Origin of the sequence: Chakrabartyella piscis, from assembly GCA_030067835.1 — a bacterium.
Classification (GTDB): domain Bacteria; phylum Bacillota; class Clostridia; order Lachnospirales; family Anaerotignaceae; genus Chakrabartyella; species Chakrabartyella piscis.
The window spans coordinates 1,821,470-1,838,371 of the sequence record CP092441.1; the positions used below are offsets into that span (position 1 = coordinate 1,821,470).

The following is a 16,902-nucleotide window of genomic DNA, read 5'->3' on the forward strand; positions in this document are numbered from 1 at the left end:
CCAACCTAAGCAAGGAGAATTAACTATGCTATCAATGTCAGATAAAAATCTAGAAAGTGTACTTGATATATTTTCGAGCAGAGGGTTAGATGTATCTTTCCTTGTTCCGACAATTACGGGATACAAAAAATCTATAATGGATGCTATTGCGCCGCTGAGAAATTTTCTCGAAATCAAAGGTATTCATAATTTTTTTGAACAAGAACAAGGTCCAGAGCATAAAGTTATGTGTCCGACTTTCTTAGTATCTTCAGAACAGAAAATAGAAACTCATACTTCATTATATCGACCACTCACCAAGCAAGGCGATCCAAGAATTTGGGTTAATGGTATCAAGAAATATTGTAAACCTAACAACTTGCTTGCTTTCGTGGCATCAGAAGGAAAACTTTATGTATTTAACCTTTCTGATGAAGATGTGATCCGTTCTATTGAAAATAAAATGTTTGTGGCAGACGTGTTAAATTCATTAGCCGAAGAAGATAGCAAGATTGCAAATGAACTGTTAGGAAAATTAAAAATTATCCATCAGCTTGGCTTCGTTGAATCGGTTACACATGGGGACACAGGTGTAGGTATGACGTGCGAAAGCTTGTTAGGAATAGAACCAAATGCATCTAAGCAGCCAGATTATAAGGGTATCGAAATAAAATGCTCCCGAAAGAAACAAGGTCAACCTAATAGAGTTAATTTATATACTCAAGTACCTGATTGGAAAAATAGTAATGGTATGACTGCCCATACACTGATTACTAAATATGGATACTGGAGTGAAGATAGAGGATCTCGTCGTTTTAACCTTTATTGTACTGTAGAGGCGAATCGCCCAAATCCACAAGGTTTATTCTTCAGGGTAGATGTAGAAAAAGACTTACTGATTAACTACTGTAGAAAAGATGGAGTTGATGAATACGTAGCCCAATGGAGCTTGAAATTACTGAGAGATAGACTCCTAGAAAAACATAAGGAAACTTTTTGGGTGAAGGCAACTTCGAAAATTGAAGATGATAAAGAGTTTTTCAGATACGACTCTGTTGTGCATACTAAAAAACCAACAGCGTCAATACTTGGACATTTATTTGATTCTGGCATCATAACTATGGATTACACGATGCATATTAAAGATAATGGAAAAGTAAGAGATCATGGTTATATTTTTAAAATCAAACCCAAGCACATAAATATGCTATTCCCTGAACCAGCAGAATACATTCTATAAAGGTAATACCCACCACCTGCTTCGATGGTGGGTATTACTATCCTAACAAGGCTTTTTTTATTTCAAGAGCGATAGCTTTTGCCAATAAAGGTGGTACCGCATTACCTACTTGTGTATATTGTGGGACTTCTAACTTCCTTCTTGGTCCGCCGGTGGTACGCTTGCTTAAAAATTCGAAACTGTCATCAAAAGACTGCAATCTTGCCATTTCTCGAACGGAGAATGTGCGATCTTCAAAGGGAGAAATATAGTCATCTGGCAATGTCACAACTGTTAAAGATGGGCTGTTTTTGCAAAGACGTGTTCGTATTGTTTTTTTTGTAAGTAAAGCATCTAACATATCATTATCTATATCATTGTTTTTGAATTTACGTATAATCTCATCTTTTTCCAGACTTAATTTTTCAGAACAATGCTTTACTATATGGGGCTTATTAGATAGATCTATCCCTTCTTCTAAAATTCGCTTTCTTACATTTGAACCATCTTCTCCTTCTTTGAATAGAGAGAATCGTTCTATTATCAAATGTTGATGATTTGATAATTCAGTATTATATTGAAAACCACTGTGTTCAATAGGATATCCAGACAAAGTAGGAGTTCTTCCTTTTCTTGATTCAAGTTGATACTTTGTTAATTTCTTTGGTCGATTTTCAACAGGTAAGATTAAATCGCTTATCGCATCAGCAACGGTTAATGCGCTATTACTATCGTGAGTCGGCGTTGGATACTTAGGCATTTTTTCGTCTTTTAAATATGCGATAAAAATCGCTCTTTTTCTTTTTTGTGGCACACCGAAATTAGAAGCATCTAAAATTTGTGGGGTTAATACATTATATCCAATTAGATCGAATTCATTTAACAATATTTCAGGTGCAGTCATACCATTTTTATATTGATTTCCCGTTGTTCCTACGAAATCATAAAATTTGGTGTCATTAAAACCTTGAACATTTTCCATTACAACATATCTAGGCTTGATTTCGTTTATAATTCTTAAATATTCTTTGAAAAGTAAATTTCTAGGATCATCAACTCTGCGCTTACCAGCTCGACTAAAACCTTGACATGGAGGACCACCAAAAATAGCATCTATTTTTTCAGGCGGTTTGTTATTCTCATCAAAAAATGTTAGATTGTTGATTTTTTCAAAAACAAATTCACTATCTAATTTAGAAATATCTCCACAATGGAAATGTGTGTTTACATCTTGAACAAAACCTAATTGTTCATGCCTATTCATATAAGTCTTTTGCACATCTGGGCTCAAATCATTGGAAAATAAAATATGAAAACCTGCTTGCAGTAAACCTTCGCTCATGCCTCCTGCACCACAGAAAAAATCTAAAGCATATAACATAATGCACCTCCTGCTCCTACTAATAATATTATTATAACATATTCATTCGTAAAAGTCCAGGGTTATTTTATTTGTTCATTTATTTAGTTGTTTAAGTATAATCTGTTCAGATTTTAACATAACAAAATGGTTCATATGCCATATAGCTATTCCACCCCTCTTGTGGTATTGTGTTCCTTAACAAAAACCAAAGGAGGAACACAAAATGGCAAACTATACAATCGAACAGTTCGTGGGCAGCGACAAATACAATATCCATGGCGAAGTATTCAAAGACTTCTGGCTCAACTATCAGCACTGCGATCCATCAGATGAGACCCACATCATTTTAATGCTGACCGTCAAGCACACAGTCTTGCAAACTTTAAACTTAATCAAAAACAGGGATACCATTTCAGAAGTCGAATCTGAGTTGGTATCCCTGTTGTCATGTCTGGAGGATCACAATGGAAACACTAAATAAATTATTCAAGGATTTTTATAAGCCAAGTCCTCAAGTGGATTTGAACGCAGAAATTGAAGAAAATCATAAAGAGTTAATCCAAACCCTTTCAAAAGCGGACAGAAGAAAAGTTTTGAAAATCATCGACAACCTGATGATGATTACCACACTACAAACCGAAGAAAGTTTTATCTGTGGCTTGCGTTTAGGTCTTGGTATCACAACTGAATTAAAACATTACAACCAAGGTGGCTACGTTTCAGAATCAACTGAAGTGCAGCCACCTTTTGCTATGGAGGTACAAACAGATGAATATCATTGAAGAACTATACTTCGGAAACATTGATCCCAATGGTCACTGCTGCGATGGTAATAAAAATTATCATTCAGCTATGGAAACTGTTGCCGAACTGGAAGAAATCCTTATGAAAAACTTAGATGGAGAACTGAAAAACCTATTCATCAAATACGAAACCGCATATGGCACCCTACTTGGCGAAAGCTCGGTATCCCACTTTACTATGGGGTTCAAATTAGGCGCAAGACTTGGCATTGAGTTGTGTTCTGACGATATAAAAAACTGCTTGAAAGATGACATCTAACATCCAACAAATATTGAAAGCTCGTGAGAATTAATCCACGAGCTTTTTGCTATATCCTATCCATCAAAGCCTTATATTTCACATCAGAAATCTCACCGCCATTAACTTTTTCCTTCAGCTCCTGTGCCAGTGAAACTTTCTCGTTCCACTCATCAATGGAGATAGTGCCACGATTTTTTCTGGTCTTTAATCGGTTGTAAACTTTGGCATATTCTTTCTGAATCATAGAGCTACCATTCTTCTCTTTTTCTTTTTTATGAGCGCCAACCTTTCGGCAAGTTTTAGTTTTCTCATCTGGTGCAATGCGTTTGCAATAAACCGTATCATATCCACCCACAGCAAGAAAATATTTACCACAGTTGTGACACTTGCGTGGCACGTTACCTGCCGTCATTGCTTTCATTAAATCAGTATATAGAAAACTTTCCAATGTACCAAAGGTAATTACTTCTGCTAAAAATACCTCTTTTGTTTTTGGGTGTTGTTTGGGTGCGAAAGATAATGAAAATGGAAAAGTCAACTGGTGCAAATCAAGCTCTGTGGTATCCTCATCTTCTTGGTCTGCAATATCATATCCATTTACAATGTCACGTTTGTATTTTCCATAAGCTCGCACATAACTTTCTGGCTTTCGTGAGGGCAAATTCTCAAAATAGTTCTCTAGCATAAAATCTGTTTTTTGAATAAAATTCTTAATGCTCGGCACAAGATTATCTAAGTTATAAAGCCACAAATTTAGCATCTGGTTTCGTGCAGTGCCAGCGGTCATCATATCATCGACCTCGTCTGGATGCTCACGCATATAGCTGATTAAATAATTGACTTTGTTGTCGTGTTCACACACCAAACGATACACAGGCAGTTTGGCAATCAGCAACCACAGCGATAGCAATGCTTCGTTGGCTAAGGCAGCAGAGGTCACATCTCTGGTAGATAGGAAAATATTGAATTCGTACTTAAAAGTTTCTGTTTTTCTTGAAATTTCACGCAAAATGCTTTTGTCCATCTCCAAAACATAATTCGCAAAGTATCCTAAAGGGTAGATTTTACCGCTTAGGATACTTTCTTTTTTTGTAAACGACACATCAAACCTGTCTAAAAAATCATGGTTCATTAAAAACATAAGCGCCTCCGTATCCGATAGAGTTTTGAAAGCATACCTACCTTTTGCCCAAACTCTTGCAGGAAAATTTATATCTGTTATGATTGTATCAGAGATGGAAATATAAGTCAATCAGATACTGAAAGAAAGGGAATCAAAATGAAAGAAAAACTAAAAACAATAGACGCTGAAACTTTAATGCACACACCGATGCCACCGCTGAAATTTATTGTAGATGGACTACTCTCCAGTGGTCTTCATATTCTTGCAGGCTCACCTAAAATAGGAAAATCGTGGTTGGCTCTATGGCTTGCGCTACAAGTGTCCAAAGGAGAAAAACTGTGGGAATTCACCACCACTAAATCAGACGTATTGTATCTGTGCCTCGAAGATAGCTTTGCAAGAATTCAAGACAGGCTATTTAAAATTACAGATGATGCACCACCAACATTACAGTTTGCAATTATGAGTGGTCGCATTGGTGATGGACTTGAAAAACAGGTGGAAGATTACATTGCCGAACATCAAAACACTGGACTAATTATCATTGACACACTGCAAAAAGTTCGTGACAAAAGCAATCCCAATGCAAATGTCTACGAACGTGATTATGATGATATTGATGTTCTGAAAAACATTGCCGACAAGCACAAAATTGCTATTCTGCTTATTCATCATTTGCGAAAAACCCACGATAACGATCCTGTCAATATGATTAGTGGTTCAAGTGGAATTAGCGGAAGTGCCGATACGAATTTCATTTTGCAGAAAGAGAAAAGAACAAATAATGCAGCCAAACTAATTTGCGTTGGTCGAGATATTGAACAACGAGAAATCTATTTGGAATGGAGCAAAGAAACTTTTTTGTGGGAAACAATTTCAGCAATAGAGGTTGAAAAAATTACAACCCCTAATGAAATTTCTATTCTCTGTGATTTTATAAAATCTGAAACTTCATTTACTGGTACAGCAACTGAACTAATCGAAAAATTAAATGGTGACTATTCTCCATCAACACTGAAAAAGAAAATCATTAAACACATTTCTGAACTTAGTAAAAATGGCATTAGCTACATCGACAAACGAACTTACGAAAGGCGAGAATTTACACTCACTTATGACATGATGACGGATATGACACTTGAAACAGATGTGGGTGGGGGTGATAATTTGCCGTCTGAGGTGTCAGCAGTGTCTGGGAACGTGTGAGCCGATTGTTGCCCTTGTGTGCGGCTTTAATGTTAGAGGTGGCATAGTAACACCTAAACAGAAAAATACCGCCTGTTTCCACGAACTACCGAAACGGTAGCTCACCTCATATTTTCTGTAATAAAACTATGCAAAGTATAGACATTTGCAGAGGTGTAGACGTGAAATACCCAACCTCGGTTGGGGCGAGCAGAGCGCCTGTGTAGTCGCAAAATCCTACTGAATGGGCAGAAGCCCAAACCCACTTTTGAACACCATAAGGAGTGATGTGATTGAAAGACAAATTTATCAACTTTAGAGCAAGCGAAAAAGAGAAAAAACAACTTGCGATACTCGCTAAAAAAGCAAAAATGAGCCAAGCAGATTTTATTAGGTACGCTGTTTTCAACAAAGAAATTGTAGTGATTGATGGTTTAAAACCACTGCAAACGGAGTTAAAACGCATAGGCAATAACCTAAATCAACTGACCACAAGGTCTAATATGGGGCATTTTTCAGTCATAGATTTGCAGGAAACCAAAGAACAACTGGGAAAAATCCACGAGGTCTTGGCAGATTTATGTGACGATAAAAATGAACAGTTGCGTTCTGAAACGGAGCATTCCAACTTTGTTTTTGATCCAGAACGATGGAAAATCGGTTTGTAAGGAGGTGGCGTTTTATGGCAACAGTCAATTTTGTTAAGTACAAAACTCAAAGGGCAGCCACCCTTCGTGGTGTGATTGCCTATGTATGCCAGCGTGAAAAAACTGGTATCAGTCGTGAAAATTTAGATGCAAAGCATCAAGTCCGAAGTAACAACCAACAATGTGAAATAAAACTCATCTCTGGATTAAACTGCACTCCAGAAACTGCTTACGCTGAATTCATCTCCACCAAGGCAAGTTATCACAAAACCGATGGACTGCAATTCTACCACTACACTCAAAGTTTCAAGGAGGATGAAAATATTTCACCGAAGATGGCACACGAAATCGCAATGAAACTCGCCGAAGAACACTACAAAGATTTTGAGGTTTTGATTGCAACCCACATGGATAACGACCATCTGCACAGCCATTTTATCATCAATTCAGTCAGCTTTGAAACTGGCAAAAAGCTACATCAACCACCGAATACACTTAGAAAACTGCGCTTAACTTCTGATAACATCTGCAAAGAATATGGTCTTAGCACCCTTGAAACTTACACCTATGGTAGAAGTAAAACGATGGGCAGAGCCGAAAGACGTGCCAGAGAGCGTGGCACGAGTTGGAAGTTTCAGCTGTGTCTCGCCATAGAAACAGCCATGAAAAAAGCGAAAAGCAAAGATGATTTTATCACAGAAATGATAAATCAAGGCTATGAAGTCAAATGGGAAGATGGCAGACAAACAATCACCTACACCGGCCCCAATGGCAAAAAGGTCCGAGATGATAAGCTCTATGGCAAGAAATATCTTAAAGAAAATATGGAGCGAGAGTTTGAAATTAGACAAGGTGATTGTACTTCTGATATTAAAACAGGCTGGGAATATGAGCGTGAAGAATTACTCAAACCACAACCTAAGCCTACAAAAGCACTCACGCTAGAAGTCGGCAAAGAAATACTCTACACCCTTAACCAGTTTGAACAGGCACAAAACTATGATGATGAGCTTGCTGAAATCGCAGACCTTGCAGCACTAACTGCGCTGTCATTTGTTGGTGTATATGCACTGATTGAGATGATGAATAGCTTTGAAAATGGTGAGATAAAACTTAGTGAGTTGGATACTATCATTGAAGAGTTGAAACAAGAGCCAGAAAACACACAGGAATTTGAAGAAGAACAGGAACAAGATTTTACGATGACAATAGGAGGATATTGATTATGAGAAATGACAAAGAAGTTGCACGACATTATTTGGATACAAAAATATTGGGAGCGTATGAAACAACGGAAGTAATTTGGCAAAGTGATAGCGTGGGCAATCTCAAAAGAACTTTTGCAGATAGCTTTGTTTACAGCGATGACACTCGCCACATCATAGAACGTGATATGGATGTAGATGGCAAGAGGATTGTAGTGCATTCTGTGTTTCCAGTTACTGCTACCTCTACACCAACAAAGAAAATGCTGACGATTATAGGGAATGATTTATGTAAGTAAATCTTGTTGGTATTGGTGATAGATATTTGGGGCTGGATATGGTAGTGTTGGTGTTACCGTATTTAGTTTGTCACAAACGAAAAGGAGGATTTTAATGAAGGCAAACGACAAAAAATATACAATACTTTACGGGCGATTGAGCCAAGAAGATGACCGAGATGGCGAGAGCAACAGCATCGGCAATCAGCGATTGATGTTAGAAAAATATGCGGAAGAAAAAGGCTTTGAGAACTGCAAATTTCTATTTGACGATGGGTACAGTGGTACAAATTTCAACCGACCTTCGTGGAACGAAATCATGTCTATGATTGAAAGTGGACAAGTGGAAACTTTAATCGTAAAAGATATGAGCCGACTAGGCAGGGATTATTTGCAGACAGGATATCTCTTGGAGCATACATTCCCGAACTACAAAGTGAGATTTATTGCAATCAACGATGCAGTGGATACCCTATATGGTGACAATGATTTTACACCATTTCGTAATCTGTTCAATGATTTTTATGCCAAGGATTGTAGTAAGAAAATTCGTGCAGTCAAAAAGGCTCAGGCTGAACGAGGTGAAAGATTAGGCAAGCCTCCCTATGGATATATGAAAGATGAAAATGATCCAAAGCAGATTATACCTAACCCAGAAACAGCATCTATTGTGCAGTACATCTTTAATCTCTGTTTGGAAGGTAGAGGTCCAAACCAAATTGCAAGGCAACTATCGGAGGAAGAAATACTCAATCCGAGCAATTACAATTATCAAAAAACAGGTGCAAAAACGAATCAATTGGATACAACAAGACCATATCGTTGGCGTGGTAATAGCATCGTGAATATCTTAGATGATGAAACTTACATCGGAAATACTGTTAGTATGCAACATACAACAGCATCATACAAAAACAAAAAGCAAATTATCAGACCTGAAAATGAGTGGCTTAGATTTGAAAATACCCATCAAGCTATCATCAAAAAAGAGGTTTGGGATATCGCTCAGCAACTAAGACAAAGCAAAAAGCGCTCTGTCAAAGAGATGGATACCCCGAACCCATACTCTGGTCTTATCTTCTGTGCTGACTGTGGTAAGATGCTAAATTTGCATCGTGCGCATACAATGGCTGAGAGTAAAAATAATTTTATGTGTTCCACTTACAAGCGATATGGAAAAGAGGAATGCAGTTCACATTATCTAAGGCAGACCATACTGGATAAAATTATCTTAGATGACATCAAGCGAGTAACACACTTTGCAAGGCAAGATGAAGCCTTGTTTACAAAGCATATCAACGAGAAAAACACCGTAGAAACAAGAGCTACCATCAATAAATTGCAAAAAGAACTTGATATCATGACCAAAAGAGATATTGAACTAACTGTACTTTTCAAAAGACTTTATGAGGACAATGTGCTTGGTCGTATTCCTGATGAACATTATAGAACGCTGTCAGAGGAATACACAGCAGAACAAAAATCACTTAGAATCAATATCCCAAAAGCAAAAGAGGATATTGAAAAGCAAAAAAATTCGCTAACCAATGTGGATAGGTTCATCGAAAAGGCAAAAAAATATACAGACCTCACAGAGCTTACTCCAGAGATACTGCATCTATTTGTTGAGAAGATTGTAGTTGGTGAAAAGGCAGAAAAGTATTCTCGCACAGCGCCACAGGATATTTGGATTTATTATCGTGACATTGGAATGCTGAGTGATGTGAAGAAAGAGTTTGATATTGAACCGATTGAGGAATTCTGTAAAATTGACACCGATGAAATCATCGAGCAGCACGATATGTTACTCGCAATGTAGGCAAAAGAAAAGGCAGACAGCCGCAACTGTCTGCCTAACGCCCCAATCTTTAGGGGGTGGTCACAAAGTGTCCTTGTGACTACTGTCCAAATGTATGGGGGATTTTTGTTGTAAAGAAATCAAGAACTTGTAGATTATTTATATAATGTGTAGTGAAGCAAGAAGATAAATATAATAATTCAATCCTTTAATTTATTTAAATGTTAAAGACTTATAGACCGTACCTTTTGGTGGCAAAAGGTACCCCAAAACCACCACTCGTTTCGAAGGCGTGGAGCCCCGATTTAAAGGGGTCTAACACGACCCCTTTAAAAATACCCCCGAAAGTAAAAAGTGTGGTGGTGTAAATCCTACGATTAGACCGTGAGTGACAAGCCCCTCACCTCCTAATTACTGCTTCAAAAGCAAAGTGAGTAGTGAATAAATAATTTTTGAGTTCCACTCAGCCTTTGCTTGCAAAGTGGAATCCAGAAAATTGCTATTTTGATAAATTAGATTAAGCGTCACCAGCCTTGAAGGAAGTACGCTCAAGCCATAAATTATAGCAATAGCCATGTCTATTCCACCTTGTAGGGGATTTTTAAGGGCTTGCAAAGCCCTTGAACCGTGCTCCACGCTTCGGAAGTAGTGGCACTTTTTGTTACTTTTTGGTGTCAAAAAGTAAGGTCTGAATGCTTTAAAACGTGAATAAATTCCTACCTAATATTAATTCACAAACATTCCAACGGGTGACGAAACGTCACGCCTACAAAACAAACGATACTACAGATTATAAGCATTTGATGTACAATACTTCTAGCACCAATTCACAAGCATTTTTTCCAATATTTCTTGTAGGCTTGCTTTTGCAACTTCTTTTGCTGCAATCAAATCGCTTCTACCCACTTCTTCACCATTGAGCAAATAAATCAATTCTCCTATTTTGGCATCCTTTTGGATAGGTGCTTTTGCAACTGGCAACAAGTCAATTTTCGTTTCCCATTCACCTGTTTCACCCTTTGGCAAGAGAACTGATATCTCTTCTGCTACTACTGCTTCCACTTCATCCAACGAACCCTTTTCTACTGAAACATATCCCATATTACGACCTATTTCATATCCTTTTTCTACCACAAAATTATTGAACCCATAATCCAAGAGTGTCATAGCTTCCTCAAATCGAATTTTGTAATCTGGTGCTGCCATAATTGTGGCAATGAGTCGCATATCATCACGTTCTGCTGTACCTGAGAAACAATACAATGCATTGCCTGTAGAACCGGTTTTGAGACCTGTTGTATCTGGATACCATTGAATGAGTTTATTGGTATTGGTCAAACCAAATTCTTCATCTCCTCTTTTGGTGCTATGTACGATGGTATCTTGCCATGTGGTGGTAAATTCTTGGATTTCTGGGAAGTTGCTCATCAGTTCACGACTCATAAGCGCAATGTCATAAGCACTGCTATAGTGACCATCTGCATCCAAACCACAGGCATTGACAAACTGGGTATCCTCCATACCAAGCTCTCTTGCTCGTTCATTCATTTGCACCACAAATGCTTCTTCACTTCCAGCCACAAATTCAGCCATGGCAACTGCTGCATCGTTTGCTGAAGCAATTGCAATACATTTCATCATATCGTGTGCTGTTTGTTGTTCACCCGCTTCCAAATAGACTTGTGAACCACCCATACCAGCTGCATGTTCGCTGACCGTCACAATATCTTCCCAACCAAACTGTCCTTTTGCTTCTGCTTCATATGCCAAAAGCATGGTCATAATCTTGGTCACACTTGCCAGTGGCATAGAATCGTGTTCATTCTTTGCAAACATGACTTCACCTGTATCTTGATCCATAAGCACTGCACTTTTGGACTCCAAAACAATTTCAGTGCCATCTGCTCCATAAATAGAAAAAGGCAACAGAAGGCTTACGCAAACTGTTACCATGCTTGTAATTGAGATCCATCTTTTCTTCATATTCATTCCTCCATAGGCTATTTATATCAGTTTATGCCTGTTTTGGGTTGGATAGAATATAAGATTCTTCACTGTGTTCAGAATGACACTGAAAATTTGACAAACCATATTGCTATAGTTTCACCTTAGTGTCAAAGACTTACAATTGGACTGGAATCTGCTTTCTGATTTCCAAAGTATCTGGCAAAACAGTGCAATCATATGCCAAGATTTCCACTCCATTTTGTTGTACCTCCACCAATGTTTCAGAAAATGCTTTGTCTTTGTTCCAATGTGGCGAAAATACCCTTGTATTGCCCATTTGAATGACAAACAGCACATAGCACTCATATCCTTCTACTACAGCTTTTGCAAGCTCTAGGAGGTGTTTACGCCCTCTGACAGTAGGTGCATCTGGAAAACGTGCCACACCATCTTCTTCCAAGGTGACCCCTTTGATTTCAATAAACCCTTTTCGTTCACCAGCCATGAAAAAGATATCCAAACGAGAATCGCCATATTTCATTTCTCGTCTGATGAAATCCACGTCTCCAATTTCCAATAGAAGTCCTTCTACCAAGGCTTCTGCACCAACAAAATTGGGTGCTTGGGAATCTACATTTACCAAAACATCCCCTTTGTAGACTGCAATCAAGGAATATTTCGTTTTGCGATTTGGGTTATCAGAAGGTTCCAAATAGACCTTTGCACCTGCCACAAACAGTTCTTCACATCTTCCAGTTGTTTTTACATGTACCGTTTCTGTAACGCCATTTATGTCCACTGTGGCACAAAAACGATTGATGCGTTTGATGAATTTACCTTCAATTATGTTGTTGTAGTTCATGATGTTCTCCTATGTACTATTAATTAACGGGCGCCCACACAGGGACGCCCCTACAACAATATTATATTTCCATAATGGTTCAATAATTGTGTTTTTTGCGTTCAAAGTATGCCTGTGGATGCAAGCAAACAGGACATTTTTGTGGTGGTTGTTCTCCAACATACACATGACCACAATGTCTACAAATCCAAACGGTATTGGCATCGCCTTTGAATACTTTACCATCTTTGAGCAACTGCAACAGTTCACGATAACGCTCTTCATGATCCTTTTCAATTTTGGCAATTCCTTGGAAGAAAATGCTGATTTCTACAAAACCTTCATCCTTTGCAACCTGCGCCATTTCTGAATAGATATCAGCCCATTCTTCATGTTCTCCATTGGCTCCAGCAAGCAAATTTTCTTCTGTAGTGCCAACACCACTCAAAAACTGAAACATTCTTTGTGCATGTGCTCTTTCGTTATAGGCAGTTTCTTCAAAATACCCTTTGATTTGCTCATATCCGTCTTTTTTGGCTTGCTTGCCATAAAATTGATACTTCATGGCTGCCATGGATTCACCACCAAATGCTGCCAATAAATTTTGTTCTGTTTTGCTTCCTTTGAGTTCCATATATGAATTCCTCCTCTTGTTTTGGTGGTATTAGAATTACCAAAATTAAGAAGATTATGCAAAAATTAAATATTAAGTCCCAATTAAAGATAATGAACCCCAGTGCATACTTCCAATTATGCTTATAATCTATGGCAAACAGGATTGCACATAATCAACAGGCACGTCCATTCGGATAGCAGTTTCTTGAACAGATAAACCACTGTCTATAAACTTTCTTACAACCATAACCATATTTTCCCCAACTTCAACGATGTGCTTATCTGGGTCGTAAAAGCGTACTACACGTTGTCCCCAAGGATGTTCAAATAATGAATGAACATATTCTAAATCTTCAATATTGGATAATTTTGAAACAAAGATGTCAATATCATCTTCTTCGAAATACAGTTCAACAGCGTTGTTTTGAAAAACAATTTCTTTGCTCTTTTTATGAATAAAATTTATCCATGTATCAATAGTCTGTAAAGCAATCCCACCTGCTAATGTGACATTTGCCCCAAAATCGGAAATAACATCTAAACCCAAAACATCTTGGTAAAACTTCTTGGATATCTCCATATCCTTTACGACAATTAGTGTAGCGGTATATATCATTGCGGTTTGCCTCACTTTCTTGTTATATAAACAATCTTATGTATTAACTGAGTCTCTTTATCCATAATTGGGACAATATTAAAAGCCAAATAAATACTTACAAATAAAACCACCTATGACAATCAAAACCAGCACATTGATTGCCAACGATGCCACAATCCATTTACCAATAGAAGTTGTGTCTGAATTCCTTTGTAACAATAAAACAACGACCAAAGAAACGATTGCACCAAATCCAACTGCACCCGCCAATATCATCAATAAAAACATCATGGACATATTGTTTCCTCCAACTCTCAATTTTCTTATGTACATTTGCATTATATCACATTCCATAGCGCAATCAAAGCCACACAGGTGATAATTAAAATAACCTTGCAAATTCCTTATTGTACTTTTCATAAAATTATTTTATAATAAAAGTAGCGTCAAAAAGACAAACATACGAAAGGAGTTGTTGAATTGTCTAAATTTGAAGAAAAACTGAAACAACTGTCCACCGATTACATCTACCACCAAGGTGTTGGTAGTTTACTTTTGTTGCTCATCAGTGTAATGGAGGAAGAAGAAGCTGGGGTTACGGTTTTGCCCTATGCAATCCACGATGATATTTTGCAAATTCGAAAAGATATCAGAACTCATATCCTTGGTTTGGAGGAGTTGCTGGATGGTTCTGAAGACAATGTGGAAGCAAAACTTTTGGCTTTGCAATCTGCTATGGAGATGAAACAAGCTCTCTTTACCATTTATGGCACCATTTACAGCTATTTCTCACAATGGAATATCATTTCCACTTTGATTAGTGACCAAGTGGCACTCAGAAGATATGCTGATGAAGAGATGAGTAAGAAACAAGTGGACTGGTCTTTGTTCTTTGGAGATTGTCATGCTTTCCTAGAAAGTCCAGAAACGGTTATGGAACAAAAACAATACATCAGCCAAATGCTCAAATGTATGCCACTTTCCATTACCCGTGATAAATTCTTCCAAGAAGTTTTGGAAACATTGGAAATCGCTTTTGCAGATGAAAGTTTGCCTATAATTTCTGCATCTTTGCAAGCATTTGAACACTTCTGCTGTCCAGAAACCAATGAACTTTATGGAAGATATTTCCCAGAGCTTGCAGAATTTATTGCAGAGAAAAAGCAAATCAATCCTGCCAAACTCACCAACGAAGAATTGGATGACTTGTATGCTGAAATGCAAGAATCCTTTGAAACATTGGAAGGAATCGAGGAATACTTCTCTTGTATCTTCCACGACATCAATTCTTTGGTTTTGTTGTATACTTTGTCCTATTCCTTTGCAGATTTGACAGAACAAAGCATTTCACATGCCGATTTGTATCACGCTGTTTGTGATTTCATTGGTGGTGAATTGACATTGGCAGAAAAAGCAGCCTATTTGGATTCCTTAAACGAAGGTTTGGAAGCAGCTGTTGAACCTGTCATTGATCGAGCAACTGCTATTAGAAAAGAAGAAGTGAAAATGATGGAACGCATCCAATCCTTTGCTGATTTGGATGAAGACACCACCAAAACATTGATGATGGAAGATTATATTCGTAAATGTTATTTCAACGATATGAATGAAGAATTGTTTGATTTCCAAATTGATGAAAATGCACCACTTTCCACAAAAGAAGAACGTTCTGAATTGTTTGCTACTTTCTTGGCACATACACGCACCAGTTTTGATGCTTTGCCTATGGGAATGCGTAAAGTTGCAATGCAGACTTTGATGGGTGCTCTGCCTCCAATCTACTCTGTACAAGAAGTGATGAATCGTCTGATGGATTACATCGACAACCACGCTTCTTTGGATCAACAACTTTTGATTGTAGATAAGATTGGTACTGTTTTTGCTGAATTTGGTTATGAATCTGTGGCTTCCAATTCACATGAACATCACCTTCATGAACATCATCATGAACACGGTGAACATTGCGGTTGTGGACATGACCACGAATATCATCATCACTAAAGTTAATTTCATATATATAAAGGAGGATTTTTATGTTTACATTTGCTCATTACAATTACAACGTTTTGGATTTAGAAAAAAGCATGAAATTCTATGCTGACGCTTTGGGTCTCAAAGAAATGCGTAGAAAAGAATCACCTGATGGTAGCTGGATTTTGGTATACCTTGGTGATGGTGTAACAGATTTCCAATTGGAGCTCACATGGTTGCGTGATCGCAAAGAACCATACAACCTTGGCGAAAACGAAATCCATTTGGCATTCCGTGCAAAAGATTACGATGCTGCTCATGCAAAACACAAAGAAATGGGTTGTATCTGTTTTGAAAACGATGCAATGGGTATTTATTTCATCAACGATCCTGATGGATATTGGTTGGAAATCATCCCTACACGTATGTAAGAAATGAATGTTTTACCTCCTTGGTTTGTGCTGAGGGGGTTTTTATTTTCTCTTCTAAAATAAATATTGATGAATTAAACTACTGAAGGTTATTAATATAATGTGTAGTTACGGAGCGATGAGGGCATCGCTCCCTACAAAAACCAAAATCTGAAATATATTGCACTTGTAGGGGTGATTCACGAATCGACCGCAAAACCAAGGATTCTTCGTCACGGTGCTCCTCTGAATGACAATACGTTAGAGTGTGCTTCTGTAGGGGATGGCGTCCTCGACATCCCGCTATTAGAATTAAATAATTTAACAAATGAATTTTGATTTCCACTCAACCTTTGCTCGCAAAGCGGAATCCTAAAGATTGCTATTTGTAGGAATTTCAATATGCGTCTCTAGCCATGAAGGAAGTATGCTCAAGCCAAAAATTATAGCAATAGCCACCTCTATTCCACCTTGCAAAGGAGTTTCGAGGAGTCGCAGCCTCCTTGAACCGTGCTCCACGCTTCGGAAGTAGTGGTGGATTTTGTTACTTTTTAGCAGTAAAAAGTAAGGTCTGAATGCTTTAAAACTTGAATAAATTCCTACCTAAAATTAATTCTATTCTCTATTCACCTTACTACAGATTATAAGCATAACAAACATATACTCCATACTAAAATTT

General features: G+C 37.8%; 19 protein-coding genes. 11 read left to right on the forward strand and 8 right to left on the reverse strand.

What is annotated here, in order from left to right; translation table 11 throughout:
• Positions 1-25 precede the first annotated feature (25 nt).
• Entirely contained in the window at positions 26-1,219 is a 1,194-nt protein-coding gene (locus MJY40_RS08095; RefSeq protein WP_317853739.1) for an MvaI/BcnI family restriction endonuclease, read from the forward strand.
• A 37-nt stretch (positions 1,220-1,256) separates the two neighbouring features.
• On the opposite strand, the gene MJY40_RS08100 is transcribed toward MJY40_RS08095, so the two are convergent.
• On the reverse strand, positions 1,257-2,579 hold the full coding sequence (locus MJY40_RS08100; RefSeq protein ID WP_317853740.1) for a DNA cytosine methyltransferase: 1,323 nt from the start codon (positions 2,577-2,579) through the stop codon (positions 1,257-1,259).
• Between the two features lie 205 nt (positions 2,580-2,784).
• On the opposite strand from MJY40_RS08100, the gene MJY40_RS08105 reads away from it, so the two are divergent.
• Genes MJY40_RS08105 through MJY40_RS08115 form a run of 3 tightly spaced genes read left to right on the forward strand, consistent with a single transcriptional unit; the run spans position 2,785 to position 3,623 of the window.
• Entirely contained in the window at positions 2,785-3,042 is a 258-nt protein-coding gene (locus MJY40_RS08105; protein WP_317853741.1) for a hypothetical protein, read from the forward strand.
• Entirely contained in the window at positions 3,026-3,343 is a 318-nt protein-coding gene (locus MJY40_RS08110) for a DUF6809 family protein (protein ID WP_317853742.1), read from the forward strand. Before MJY40_RS08105 ends, MJY40_RS08110 begins: the two co-directional genes overlap by 17 nt.
• The gene (locus MJY40_RS08115; protein WP_317853743.1) at positions 3,330-3,623 is read left to right on the forward strand and encodes a DUF6809 family protein; all 294 of its coding nucleotides are present in this window, start codon (positions 3,330-3,332) and stop codon (positions 3,621-3,623) included. Before MJY40_RS08110 ends, MJY40_RS08115 begins: the two co-directional genes overlap by 14 nt.
• A gap of 49 nt (positions 3,624-3,672) precedes the next feature.
• On the opposite strand, the gene MJY40_RS08120 is transcribed toward MJY40_RS08115, so the two are convergent.
• The gene (locus tag MJY40_RS08120; RefSeq protein ID WP_317853744.1) at positions 3,673-4,746 is read right to left on the reverse strand and encodes a DUF6076 domain-containing protein; all 1,074 of its coding nucleotides are present in this window, start codon (positions 4,744-4,746) and stop codon (positions 3,673-3,675) included.
• A gap of 138 nt (positions 4,747-4,884) precedes the next feature.
• On the opposite strand from MJY40_RS08120, the gene MJY40_RS08125 reads away from it, so the two are divergent.
• The 5 genes from MJY40_RS08125 (at position 4,885) to MJY40_RS08145 (ending at position 9,862) form a co-directional block, all read left to right on the forward strand.
• Positions 4,885-5,934, forward strand: coding sequence for an AAA family ATPase (locus MJY40_RS08125; protein WP_317853745.1), 1,050 nt, complete (start codon positions 4,885-4,887; stop codon positions 5,932-5,934).
• Between the two features lie 272 nt (positions 5,935-6,206).
• Positions 6,207-6,581: a plasmid mobilization protein gene (locus MJY40_RS08130; protein ID WP_317853746.1), complete on the forward strand. Its 375-nt coding sequence runs from the start codon at positions 6,207-6,209 to the stop codon at positions 6,579-6,581.
• A 14-nt stretch (positions 6,582-6,595) separates the two neighbouring features.
• A complete protein-coding gene (locus MJY40_RS08135) occupies positions 6,596-7,783 on the forward strand; it encodes a relaxase/mobilization nuclease domain-containing protein (protein WP_317853747.1) in 1,188 nt (395 codons plus the stop codon).
• Between the two features lie 2 nt (positions 7,784-7,785).
• A complete protein-coding gene (locus tag MJY40_RS08140; protein WP_317853748.1) occupies positions 7,786-8,064 on the forward strand; it encodes a hypothetical protein in 279 nt (92 codons plus the stop codon).
• Positions 8,065-8,158: 94 nt separating this feature from the next.
• On the forward strand, positions 8,159-9,862 hold the full coding sequence (locus MJY40_RS08145; RefSeq protein WP_317853749.1) for a recombinase family protein: 1,704 nt from the start codon (positions 8,159-8,161) through the stop codon (positions 9,860-9,862).
• Positions 9,863-10,252: 390 nt separating this feature from the next.
• Here the strand turns inward: MJY40_RS08145 and MJY40_RS08150 are convergent, their stop codons facing one another.
• The 6 genes from MJY40_RS08150 to MJY40_RS08175 all read right to left on the reverse strand — a co-directional run bounded on the left by MJY40_RS08150 (position 10,253) and on the right by MJY40_RS08175 (position 14,139).
• Positions 10,253-10,417, reverse strand: coding sequence for a hypothetical protein (locus MJY40_RS08150; RefSeq protein ID WP_317853750.1), 165 nt, complete (start codon positions 10,415-10,417; stop codon positions 10,253-10,255).
• A gap of 240 nt (positions 10,418-10,657) precedes the next feature.
• Positions 10,658-11,824, reverse strand: a complete 1,167-nt coding sequence (locus tag MJY40_RS08155; protein ID WP_317853751.1) for a D-alanyl-D-alanine carboxypeptidase family protein — start codon at positions 11,822-11,824, stop codon at positions 10,658-10,660.
• A gap of 139 nt (positions 11,825-11,963) precedes the next feature.
• Complete coding sequence (sfsA, locus tag MJY40_RS08160) at positions 11,964-12,650, reverse strand: DNA/RNA nuclease SfsA (RefSeq protein ID WP_317853752.1); 687 nt, start codon at positions 12,648-12,650, stop codon at positions 11,964-11,966.
• 79 nt (positions 12,651-12,729) lie between these two features.
• Entirely contained in the window at positions 12,730-13,263 is a 534-nt protein-coding gene (rbr, locus tag MJY40_RS08165) for a rubrerythrin (RefSeq protein ID WP_317853753.1), read from the reverse strand.
• A 129-nt stretch (positions 13,264-13,392) separates the two neighbouring features.
• Entirely contained in the window at positions 13,393-13,860 is a 468-nt protein-coding gene (locus MJY40_RS08170; RefSeq protein WP_317853754.1) for a VOC family protein, read from the reverse strand.
• Between the two features lie 78 nt (positions 13,861-13,938).
• Entirely contained in the window at positions 13,939-14,139 is a 201-nt protein-coding gene (locus tag MJY40_RS08175) for a hypothetical protein (RefSeq protein WP_317853755.1), read from the reverse strand.
• A 183-nt stretch (positions 14,140-14,322) separates the two neighbouring features.
• Between MJY40_RS08175 and MJY40_RS08180 the strand changes: the two genes are divergently transcribed.
• Complete coding sequence (locus MJY40_RS08180) at positions 14,323-15,843, forward strand: hypothetical protein (protein ID WP_317853756.1); 1,521 nt, start codon at positions 14,323-14,325, stop codon at positions 15,841-15,843.
• Positions 15,844-15,875: 32 nt separating this feature from the next.
• Entirely contained in the window at positions 15,876-16,244 is a 369-nt protein-coding gene (locus MJY40_RS08185) for a VOC family protein (RefSeq protein WP_317853757.1), read from the forward strand.
• Positions 16,245-16,902 lie beyond the last annotated feature (658 nt).

What these genes read in the sequence shown, in the direction of transcription:
- MJY40_RS08100 (WP_317853740.1), bottom strand. Translation starts at nt 2,579, where the DNA reads ATGTTATATGCTTTAGATTTTTTCTGTGGTGCAGGAGGCATGAGCGAA.
- rbr (WP_317853753.1), bottom strand. Translation starts at nt 13,263, where the DNA reads ATGGAACTCAAAGGAAGCAAAACAGAACAAAATTTATTGGCAGCATTT.
- MJY40_RS08105 (WP_317853741.1), top strand. Translation starts at nt 2,785, where the DNA reads ATGGCAAACTATACAATCGAACAGTTCGTGGGCAGCGACAAATACAAT.
- MJY40_RS08145 (WP_317853749.1), top strand. Translation starts at nt 8,159, where the DNA reads ATGAAGGCAAACGACAAAAAATATACAATACTTTACGGGCGATTGAGC.
- MJY40_RS08150 (WP_317853750.1), bottom strand. Translation starts at nt 10,417, where the DNA reads ATGGCTATTGCTATAATTTATGGCTTGAGCGTACTTCCTTCAAGGCTG.
- sfsA (WP_317853752.1), bottom strand. Translation starts at nt 12,650, where the DNA reads ATGAACTACAACAACATAATTGAAGGTAAATTCATCAAACGCATCAAT.
- MJY40_RS08175 (WP_317853755.1), bottom strand. Translation starts at nt 14,139, where the DNA reads ATGTCCATGATGTTTTTATTGATGATATTGGCGGGTGCAGTTGGATTT.
- MJY40_RS08120 (WP_317853744.1), bottom strand. Translation starts at nt 4,746, where the DNA reads ATGTTTTTAATGAACCATGATTTTTTAGACAGGTTTGATGTGTCGTTT.
- MJY40_RS08125 (WP_317853745.1), top strand. Translation starts at nt 4,885, where the DNA reads ATGAAAGAAAAACTAAAAACAATAGACGCTGAAACTTTAATGCACACA.
- MJY40_RS08170 (WP_317853754.1), bottom strand. Translation starts at nt 13,860, where the DNA reads ATGATATATACCGCTACACTAATTGTCGTAAAGGATATGGAGATATCC.
- MJY40_RS08140 (WP_317853748.1), top strand. Translation starts at nt 7,786, where the DNA reads ATGAGAAATGACAAAGAAGTTGCACGACATTATTTGGATACAAAAATA.
- MJY40_RS08155 (WP_317853751.1), bottom strand. Translation starts at nt 11,824, where the DNA reads ATGAAGAAAAGATGGATCTCAATTACAAGCATGGTAACAGTTTGCGTA.
- MJY40_RS08095 (WP_317853739.1), top strand. Translation starts at nt 26, where the DNA reads ATGCTATCAATGTCAGATAAAAATCTAGAAAGTGTACTTGATATATTT.
- MJY40_RS08110 (WP_317853742.1), top strand. Translation starts at nt 3,026, where the DNA reads ATGGAAACACTAAATAAATTATTCAAGGATTTTTATAAGCCAAGTCCT.
- MJY40_RS08135 (WP_317853747.1), top strand. Translation starts at nt 6,596, where the DNA reads ATGGCAACAGTCAATTTTGTTAAGTACAAAACTCAAAGGGCAGCCACC.
- MJY40_RS08115 (WP_317853743.1), top strand. Translation starts at nt 3,330, where the DNA reads ATGAATATCATTGAAGAACTATACTTCGGAAACATTGATCCCAATGGT.
- MJY40_RS08185 (WP_317853757.1), top strand. Translation starts at nt 15,876, where the DNA reads ATGTTTACATTTGCTCATTACAATTACAACGTTTTGGATTTAGAAAAA.